The sequence below is a fragment of the Kineosporia sp. R_H_3 genome, assembly GCF_002198675.1.
Classification (GTDB): domain Bacteria; phylum Actinomycetota; class Actinomycetes; order Actinomycetales; family Kineosporiaceae; genus R-H-3.
This window is the reverse complement of sequence record NZ_MWLL01000061.1, coordinates 1-8,826: the sequence shown is the minus strand read 5'-3', so window position 1 is coordinate 8,826 and position 8,826 is coordinate 1. Positions and strand designations below refer to the sequence as shown.

The 8,826-nt window shown below is 75.9% G+C and carries 7 protein-coding genes and 1 pseudogene; 3 read left to right on the top strand and 5 right to left on the bottom strand.

Annotated features, from left to right (window positions below):
- Window positions 1-69: 69 nt before the first annotated feature.
- Window positions 70-795: a FadR/GntR family transcriptional regulator gene (locus ECOMGDLI_RS03655; protein ID WP_088313826.1), complete on the bottom strand. Its 726-nt coding sequence runs from the start codon at window positions 793-795 to the stop codon at window positions 70-72.
- Window positions 796-827: 32 nt separating this feature from the next.
- Between ECOMGDLI_RS03655 and ECOMGDLI_RS03650 the strand changes: the two genes are divergently transcribed.
- The 3 genes from ECOMGDLI_RS03650 to lysA all read left to right on the top strand — a co-directional run bounded on the left by ECOMGDLI_RS03650 (window position 828) and on the right by lysA (window position 5,358).
- Window positions 828-2,084 (top strand): MFS transporter, encoded by a 1,257-nt coding sequence (locus tag ECOMGDLI_RS03650; RefSeq protein ID WP_088313823.1) that lies wholly within the window; start codon window positions 828-830, stop codon window positions 2,082-2,084.
- Between the two features lie 65 nt (window positions 2,085-2,149).
- Entirely contained in the window at window positions 2,150-3,826 is a 1,677-nt protein-coding gene (gene argS, locus ECOMGDLI_RS03645; protein WP_088313820.1) for an arginine--tRNA ligase, read from the top strand.
- Window positions 3,827-3,930: 104 nt separating this feature from the next.
- Window positions 3,931-5,358 (top strand): diaminopimelate decarboxylase, encoded by a 1,428-nt coding sequence (lysA, locus tag ECOMGDLI_RS03640; RefSeq protein ID WP_088313816.1) that lies wholly within the window; start codon window positions 3,931-3,933, stop codon window positions 5,356-5,358.
- Window positions 5,359-5,407: 49 nt separating this feature from the next.
- On the opposite strand, the gene ECOMGDLI_RS03635 is transcribed toward lysA, so the two are convergent.
- From ECOMGDLI_RS03635 to ECOMGDLI_RS03620, 4 genes and pseudogenes are all read right to left on the bottom strand, one after another.
- Window positions 5,408-6,283 (bottom strand): hypothetical protein, encoded by an 876-nt coding sequence (locus ECOMGDLI_RS03635; RefSeq protein WP_088313813.1) that lies wholly within the window; start codon window positions 6,281-6,283, stop codon window positions 5,408-5,410.
- 80 nt (window positions 6,284-6,363) lie between these two features.
- Window positions 6,364-6,996 carry a hypothetical protein gene (locus ECOMGDLI_RS03630; RefSeq protein ID WP_088313808.1) on the bottom strand — a complete coding sequence of 211 codons (633 nt, stop codon included), beginning with the start codon at window positions 6,994-6,996 and terminating at the stop codon, window positions 6,364-6,366.
- A gap of 56 nt (window positions 6,997-7,052) precedes the next feature.
- Window positions 7,053-8,468 carry a hypothetical protein gene (locus ECOMGDLI_RS35260; RefSeq protein WP_198954516.1) on the bottom strand — a complete coding sequence of 472 codons (1,416 nt, stop codon included), beginning with the start codon at window positions 8,466-8,468 and terminating at the stop codon, window positions 7,053-7,055.
- Window positions 8,465-8,826: pseudogene (locus tag ECOMGDLI_RS03620) on the bottom strand (hypothetical protein); the annotation flags it as partial. The gene ECOMGDLI_RS35260 and the pseudogene ECOMGDLI_RS03620, both read right to left, overlap by 4 nt.

Sequence of the window (8,826 nt, the reverse complement as noted above, 5' to 3'; positions counted from 1 at the left end):
GGAGAGAGTGCTGACCCACCGGCCGCTACCGGAGCCGAGCCTTCCAGAACACCGCCCGGCAAGGACCCATTAGTCGGGGTCGGGCACCTCGTCGAGGAGCAGGTCGAGGTAGCAGGCGGCCTCGGTCGCGGCGGAGTCGCCGTCACCGGCCTCGATGGCGTCGACGAGCGCGGCGTGCTCGTCGTCGTCGATGTGGCCGACCATCGCGAAGTTCAGCCGGACGCTCTCCGACAGGGCGTCGAGGAAGTTCTCGTAGAGGTCGGTGAGCACCGGGTTGTGCGCGGCGTGGCCGATGGCGCGGTGCAGGTCGACGTCGAGCTCGACGGCACGCTCGAAGTCGCCGCGGTGCGAGGCCGCCGTCCGCTCCGCGAGCAGGCCGCGCAGCCGCGCGACGTCCTCGGGGGTGCGGCGGGTGGCCGCCAGCCGTGCCGCACCGACCTCGAGCGTGCGCCGGACCTCGAGGATGTGGTGCTCGTGCGCCCCGGCGACCCGGCGGCTCACCGCACCGGCGAGCTCGCTCGCGGCGAGGACGTACGTGCCCGAGCCCTGCCGGCGCTCGAGGAGCCCGGCGTGGACCAGCGACTGCACCGCCTCGCGGACCGTGTTGCGGCTCGTGCCGGTGAGGGCAGCCAGCTCGGCCTCCGTGGGGATCCGGGCGCCGATCGCCCAGGTGCCACCGGTGATCTGGTCCCGCAGCTGGTCGATGACCTGGTCGATGAGACCGGTGCGGCGTGCAGCGCGCAGGACGGGCGGCTCCCCCGAGGAGCCGGCCCGGTCGCTCGTGGCCGACGTCATCTGGTCATCCTATCTGTCGCTACGCTCGGCGAATGGCTGAGCGGACCGCCCCCCGACGGCGTGCGGTCCTCGTGGCCATTGTCCTCCTGGCGATCACGCTGCGTCCGGCGGTCACCGCGACGTCCTCGCTCCTGCGGCGGATCGTCGACGGTGTCCCGCTCACGGTGACCGAGGCCGGCCTCCTCGGTTCGCTGCCGCCGTTCTGCTTCGCCGCCGCCGGGCTGCTCGTGCCGTGGCTGCTGCGGCGGCTGTCCGCCGAGCGGATCGCCGTCCTCCTGCTCGTCGTCGCCGCGGGCGCGCAGGTCGTGCGGCCGTGGGCGCCTGGCGCCTGGGCGTTCCTCGCGGCGTCCGTCGTCGTCCTCGTCGCGATGGGCGGCGGCAACGTCGTCCTGCCGCCGATCGTCAAGGCCTGGTTCCCGGACCGGATCCCGCAGGTCACCGGGGCGTACCTCGTCGCCGTGACGGCCGGGGTCGCGGTGCCGCCGCTGCTCTCGGTGCCGGTGGCGGACGCCGTCGCGCGCGCCACCGGCTCGGAGGTCACCGGCTGGCGGGTCTCGCTCGCGCTGTGGGGCGCCCTCGCCGCGGTCGTCGCCGTGGCCTGGCTCGTGCCCGCCGCGCACCCGCGCGTCGTGCCGGTCGGACGGCGTCCCGCCGGCGCGCAGCCGGACGCGCCGCACCACCGGCTGTCGGTCTGGCGCAGCCGGGTCGCCTGGGGCGTCGCGCTCGTCTTCGGCTTCCAGTCCTTCGCCTCGTACATCGGCTTCACGTGGCTGCCGACCCGGCTCACCGACGCCGGGGTCGGCGACCAGCGCGCCGCGGTGATGCTCGCCGTCTTCGGCGCGATGGGGCTGCCCGCCTCGATCGTCGTGCCCCGGCTGGCCGCCCGGGTCCGCAACACCTTCGCGCTCGTCACCGCGTTCGCCGCGTGCATGGCCACCGGGTACGTCGGGATCGCCCTCGCCCCGGCGACCCTCACCCTGCTCTGGGTGCTCGTCGCGGGCTGGGGGAGCGGGCTGTTCCCGCTCGCCCTGACGCTCGTCAACCTCCGCACCCGGACCCCGGCGACCGCGGCGTCGCTGTCCGCCTTCTCCCAGGGCGTGGGCTACCTCGTCGCAGCGGCCGGGCCCTTCTCCGCGGGGGCCGTCGCCGGTGCGACCGGCCGCTGGGACCTGCCGTTCCTCCTCGGTGCCGCGTCGATGGCGTTCGTCGTGCTCGGTGCGTGGCTCGCCGGCCGGCGCACCCTCGAGGACGACCTCGAGCACGCGCACGCGCTGCCCGCCACGCCCTGACGCGGCCCGGTCCGGCCCGCCGGAACCCGATCGGAGGCACGGACGCCGCCCGTTACCCTTGGACGGTGACCCCCAGCGAGCTCTCCTCCGCCGTCCGCGCGTGCCTGCAGGCCGCCGTCGACGCCGGTGACCTGGCCGTCGCCGTCCCGGGCGAGGTCCGCGTCGAGCGGCCGAAGCAGCGCGAGCACGGCGACTGGGCGACGAACGTCGCCCTCCAGGTCGCCAAGGCCGCCGGCCGGCCGCCGCGCGAGGTCGCGACGCTGCTCGCGGCGCGCCTCGGCGAGGTGCCCGGGGTCAAGAGCGTGGACGTCGCGGGGCCGGGCTTCCTCAACATCGTCCTCGACGCCGCGGCCGCCGGTGAGCTGGCGCGCACGATCGTCGAGGCGGGCACCGGCTACGGCCGCACCGACGGCGCGGCGGGGGAGCGGATCAACCTCGAGTTCGTGTCCGCCAACCCGACCGGCCCGATCCACCTCGGCGGGACCCGCTGGGCGGCGGTCGGCGACTCGCTCGCCCGGATCCTCGAGGCGACCGGCGCGAGCGTCACCCGGGAGTACTACTTCAACGACCATGGCGCCCAGATCGACCGGTTCGCCCGCTCGCTGCTGGCCCGGGCCAAGGGCGACCCGGCCCCCGAGGACGGCTACGGCGGTCAGTACATCGAGGACATCGCGACCCGCGTCCTCGCCGACGCCGCGGCCGCCGGGGAGCCGGACCCGCTGACGCTGCCCGACGACGAGGCGCAGGAGGTCTTCCGGGCGCGCGGCGTCGACCTCATGTTCGGCGAGATCAAGTCCTCCCTGCACGAGTTCGGCGTCGACTTCGACGTCTACTTCCACGAGAACGACGTCCACGACTCGGGTGCCGTCGAGCGGGCCGTCGCACGGCTGCGCGCCAACGGCCACATCTACGAGAAGGACGGCGCGACCTGGCTGCGCACCGAGCAGTTCGGGGACGACAAGGACCGCGTCGTCATCAAGAGCGACGGCGAGGCCGCCTACATCGCCGGTGACCTCGCGTACTACCTCGACAAGCGGGAGCGCGGCTTCGACCGCGTCATCATCATGCTCGGGGCCGACCACCACGGGTACATCGGCCGGATGATGGCGATGTGCGCCGCGTTCGGCGACACGCCCTGGAAGAACCTCGAGATCCTCATCGGCCAGATGGTCAACCTCGTGCGTGACGGCCAGCCCATGCGGATGAGCAAGCGGGCCGGCACCGTCGTCATCCTCGAGGACCTCGTCGAGGCCGTCGGCACCGACGCCGCCCGCTACGCGCTCGCGCGCTCGTCGGTGGACTCGCAGATCGACATCGACCTCGACCTGCTCACCAAGCACAGCAACGACAACCCGGTCTACTACGTGCAGTATGTGCACGCCCGGATCAGCGGCATCGTCCGCAACGCCGCCGACGTGCCGGGGCTGTCGATGGACGCCGCGGCCTTCGACCCGTCGCTGCTCACGCACGACACCGAGTCGGTGCTGCTCGCCGCCCTCTCGGAGTTCCCGCGGGTCGTCGCGCACGCCGCCGAGCTGCGCGAGCCGCACCGGGTCGCGCGCTACCTCGAGGAGCTCGCCGGCTACTTCCACAAGTGGTACGACGCGTGCCGGGTCATCCCGCAGGGCGACGACCCGGTCGAGGACGTCCACCGCGCGCGGCTGTGGCTCGGCGAGGCGACCCGCATCGTCATCGCGAACGGGCTCGGGCTGCTCGGGGTGAGCGCGCCCGAGCGGATGTGACCGCCCGACCGCACGACCGGACCACGACGACCGGACCTGCCCGCGGGCACTGCCGCCCGCTGCTGACGACGTCCGGACCCCTTCCACGAGAACGGTTCTGAACCATGGGTGCACACGAGGCCGGCGCGCTCCACTCGCCCGGGTACGGCGGCGTCGCGACGGTCCCGGCGTGGCTGCGGCCGCCCGGCGACGTCAACGAGCTCCTCCCGCAGCTCTGGTCGGCGACGGTGCGCCGCGGTCCCGAGGGCGCGCTCGAGGTCGGCGGCCTGCCCGTCGCCGAGCTCGCGGCCCGGTTCGGGACGCCGGCGTACATCCTCGACGAGACCGACTTCCGGGCCCGGGCGGTCGCCTACCGCGAGGCGTTCACCGACTCGTTCGCGGACCTCGCCGGCGCCGACGTCTACTACGCGGGCAAGGCGTTCCTCTGCACGGCCGTCGCCCGCTGGGTCGCCGAGGACGGGCTCTGCCTCGACGTCTGCAGCGGCGGCGAGCTCGCCGTCGCGCTGCGGGCGGGCGTCGACCCGGCCCGGATCGGCCTGCACGGCAACAACAAGTCCGACGCCGAGCTCGAGCGCGCGGTCGCGGCCGGCGTCGGCCGGATCGTCGTCGACTCCCTCGAGGAGGTCGGGCGGGTCGCGGACGTCGCGGCGCGGCACGGCGTCCGGGTGCCGGTCATGATCCGGGTCACCGTGGGCGTCGAGGCGCACACCCACGAGTACATCGCGACGGCGCACGAGGACCAGAAGTTCGGCGTCTCGCTCTCGGGCGGCGTCGCCGCGGCGACCGTCCGGGCCGCGCTCGACCGGCCCGAGCTCGACGTCCGCGGGATCCACAGCCACATCGGCTCGCAGATCTTCGACACCGGCGGCTTCGAGGTCGCGGCCCGCCGCGTGCTCGGGCTCGTCGCGCAGGTTGAGCGCGAGCACGGCGTCGTGCTGCCCGAGGTCGACCTCGGCGGCGGTTTCGGCATCGCCTACACGAGCGAGCACGACCCGCTCGAGCCCAAGGCGCTCGCCGACCAGATGGCCGAGCTCGTGGCCCGCGAGTGCCGCGGCCTCGGGATCGCGGTCCCGCGGATCAGCGTCGAGCCCGGCCGGGCCGTCGCAGGCCCGAGCACGTTCACGCTCTACACCGTCGGCGCGGTCAAGGACGTCGAGCTCGACCACGGCGCGGTGCGCCGGTACGTCGCCGTCGACGGCGGGATGAGCGACAACATCCGCACCGCGCTCTACGACGCGGACTACTCGTGCACGCTCGCCTCCCGGGAGTCGGCCGCGCCGCCGGTGCTCGCCCGCATCGTCGGCAAGCACTGCGAGAGCGGGGACATCGTCGTCCGCGACGAGTTCCTCCCCGGGGACGCCGGCCGCGGCGACCTCGTCGCCGTCCCCGGCACGGGCGCCTACTGCCGCAGCATGGCGAGCCAGTACAACCACGTGCCCCGTCCGCCCGTCGTGGCGGTCCGGGACGGCGAGGCGCGCGTGCTCGTGCGTCGCGAGACCGAGGACGACCTGCTCGCGCTCGACATCGGCTGACGACGCCGCCGGCGCGCGAGGCCGGCCGATCAGCCGGTCGGTCGGGCTGTCAGCCGGCGGCCGGTTCGGGCAGCAGCCCGACGAGGGCCCGCCACGCGTCCCCCGGCGAGACCGGCACGAGCCGCAGCACCGCGCCGGGCGGCACCCCCTGCGGGCCGATCGGCTCGGCGGGCTCCTCGCGCAGCCACAGCCCGAGCGCGCCGGTGTCGAGGACGGCGACCGCACGGACGTCGTCCCCGCTCCGGACGCTGACCCGCCAGGTCAGCCGCAGGTGCGCGAGCAGGTCGGCGAACCGTTGCGCCGCAACGGGATCGCCGACGAGCTCGGCGACCGCGGCGGCCACCGCGCCGGACGCGGCGGCGGCCGTCCCGGCGGGCTCGGCGAGGGCGGCGACCGCGACTGCGAGCGCCCGGTCGGCGACGTCGACCGGGACCGCGAGCGGCTCGCGGTCGGTCACCGGCTCCACCCCCGCGGGCAACGAGCGCAGGCCGGCGAGCCGGGCCAGCGTCGGCACGAGCAGGGTCGCCTCGAACGGCACGTACTCCGACAGCGCCGAACCCGGCCAGCCCTCCGACGACCACGCCTTGGTGCCGCGCAGCGCGACGGTGTGGGAGACCACCTCGCCGGCCGCGCTCGTCTCCACCTCGGCGAGCAGGGTGGGCCCGGCGAAGGTCGCGACGAGGTCGGCGACCTCGGCCGGCACCGCGCCGTCGGCACCGACGACGCCGGCCGCCACGAGGTCGGCGTCGTAGGCGGCGAGCTCCGGCTGGACCGTGCCGTGCGCCAGCCGCTGCGCGACGACGGCGAGGTGCTCGACGGTCAGCCGGACCCGGCCGCGGCCGAGGTCGGCGGCGGCCCGCTCGGTGAGCGGGCGGACCGCCCCGGCAGGGGGTTCCGCGGACGTCGTCGTGGACGTCGTGGTCATTTCTCGTCGCCTCCGGGCAGCGGGTCGGGCGTCAGGTGGTCGGGGTCAGGTTGGTGGTCGGGTGGTCGGGTGGTCGGGCGTCAGGACGAGGGCCAGAGCGTGGACAGCGGCAGGTAGGAGCTGCGCAGCAGCGACAGGGCGGCGGCGACCGCGGCGGACCGCTCGACGGGGTCGGCCTCGCGGGCGACGCGCAGTCCGCCGGTCGCTGACTCGGCGACCGGGCGGCCGTCGGCGGTGCGGACCCGCCAGCCGCCGACCCCCTGGCCGGACAGGAACATCGTGCGCTCCTCGACCCGGACCCGGACCGTCAGCGCCGTCCGGCTCCAGGACCCGACGACGCGGCGGAGCCGGGTCTGCGTGCCGGGCTGGTCCAGCACGCCGTCGAGGACCCGCCCGTCCGGGAGGTGCACGTGGAAGGTCGTCGGCCGGCCGTAGAGCGCGAACCGCAGCCAGGGCCCCGCGACCGGGCGCGGCGGGACGACCCGGACGGTCAGCAGACCCGGCCCCCAGACGACCACGGCGCCGGTGGTGCCGCCGCCGACCGTCCCCGGTCCGCTCGACGCGACGCCCGCCCAGGGCCGGTCGTCGTGGAGCAGGACGGTGAGGTCGTCCGCGAGCTCGTCGAGCCGGAACGGCGAGGTGTCGCCGCCGACGAGGGCCGGGTCCGCACCACCGCGACGGGGTGCGGACCTCAGGCGGAGCCACGTGGTCATGGGGTCGGGCGGACCTTCCGGGTCGGGGTGCGGGCGCGGTCGGCGCTGCGCGCGCGTCAGTCGAACGGGTTGAGCCAGCCCCCGACCTTCTTCGCGCCCGTGACGGCGGCGTCGCCGGCCGCCTGCGCGACGTCGACCGCCGCGTCCGCGGCGTCCGCCACGGTGTCGAGCCCGTCCGAGGCGAGCTGCGTGACGTCGTCCCAGTGGTCGACGAGCTCCGCGCCCGCCCAGACGACGCCCGTGACGACGACGGCGCCCGCGGTGACCGGGTTGGGGGCCAGCAGGAACGCGGTCGACGAGGCGTTGAACCCGACCTCGGCGAGGTCGGCGACGTAGCCGGCCCCGTTCTCCTTGAACGCGTCGACCGGGTTGCCCTGGGCGACGACGTTCGCGAGCGAGACCCCGGTCGACACGACGCCGCCGACGACGCCGGTGGCCCGCAGCACCCCGACGCCCTGGACGAGCGTCGAGCCGCGGGCGAGCATCCCGGTCTCCAGCGAGGCGGCCTCCCAGCCGCGGGAGGCGGCGGTCCACAGCGGCATCGACCGGCTCGCGGCGTTGCCGATGAGCAGCGACTCGCCGATCGCGCCCTTGCCGAGGAACGGTTCGAGCCAGGGCAGCCGGGCCGCGGCGCGCAGGCCCAGCGGCATCGACCTCGCCGTGAAGGTCGCCCCCGTGACGAACCGGACGGCGTAGAGCTGCTTGGCCTTGGAGAAGACGCTGACGCCCACCGCGCCGAGCTGCGGCGCCGTCATGAAGGCCCACACCGCGGCCGCGACCGTCTCGGGGTGCTCGGCGAGGCCCGGGACCTGGGACAGCGCCTCCGAGATCGCCCGCTGCCGCCAGTCCGAGAACGACTCCCGGTGCCCGCGGTACACCGGGGGCCGGGTCTGCTCGAGGGTGCGGCGCACGTCGAGCGCGAGGTCGTCGAGCCGTGCCGTCACGGCGCCGGCGCGGCGGCGGACGTCGTGCTGGTCGCCGGCGGCCTCGACGTCGAGCACGTCGAGCCGCATCCGGAGCGTCTCCGCCTGACCGGGGCCGCCGCCGAGCAGCGGCTGCGGCGTCACGGGGACGGCCTGGGCCGCCTCGATCTCGCGGACCAGTGCCGTCCGGCGCCGGGACGCGTCCGCCGCGAGGTCGTCGGCGTGGCGCTGGAGCCGGCCGATCTCGACCCGGGCGTCCTCGAGGGCCGTGGCCCAGCGGTCGAGCGCGGCGGCGGCGACGTCGAGCGGGTGGACGACGGTCCGGACGGCGAGGGCCAGCCCGTGCACCGCCTCCTGGGCCGCGGTCGCGGCGACCCCCTGCCAGGGGACCTGCCACGCGTGCGGGAGCGCGTCGAGGGTGCCGGCGGCGTCGCCGACCTCGTCGCGGGCGGAACGCAGCGCGGCGACGAGGGCACGGACGGCGGCCGGGTCGCCCGGCGGGGCGGTCAGCCGGGACGCCGCGACCGGGGTGTCGAGCAGGCCGCTCACCCCGGGGTCCCGGGGACCGGACGGACGCCGGGCCCTGACGGCGCAGGGGGTGCCGCGGCACCCGCGAGGGAGGCGTCGAGCGCCGCGAAGGCCTCGCCGGCGCCGACGACGTGCTGCGCGAGGACGTCCGCGGCCTGCGCCGTCGTGACGAGGAACGGCTCCCAGTACGCCGCGAACTCGGACAGCCCGGCGCTCACGTGCGTGTGCCCCGACGTCGCGGGCGGCGTCCGGCCCGCGGCGGCGACCACCCCGGCCGCGCCGGCGAGCACCTGCCCCTGGCCCCGCAGGCCCTCCCCGGCGGCCTGCGTCGCCGTCGACTCCCAGCGAACCACTGCACCCTCCCCGTGCGGACCCCCGC

Excerpts from the sequence above, each read along its gene's own strand:
- lysA (WP_088313816.1), top strand. The coding sequence starts at position 3,931 with ATGGGTGCACACGAGGCCGGCGCGCTCCACTCGCCCGGGTACGGCGGC.
- ECOMGDLI_RS03635 (WP_088313813.1), bottom strand. The coding sequence starts at position 6,283 with ATGACCACGACGTCCACGACGACGTCCGCGGAACCCCCTGCCGGGGCG.
- ECOMGDLI_RS03630 (WP_088313808.1), bottom strand. The coding sequence starts at position 6,996 with ATGACCACGTGGCTCCGCCTGAGGTCCGCACCCCGTCGCGGTGGTGCG.
- ECOMGDLI_RS03650 (WP_088313823.1), top strand. The coding sequence starts at position 828 with ATGGCTGAGCGGACCGCCCCCCGACGGCGTGCGGTCCTCGTGGCCATT.
- ECOMGDLI_RS03655 (WP_088313826.1), bottom strand. The coding sequence starts at position 795 with ATGACGTCGGCCACGAGCGACCGGGCCGGCTCCTCGGGGGAGCCGCCC.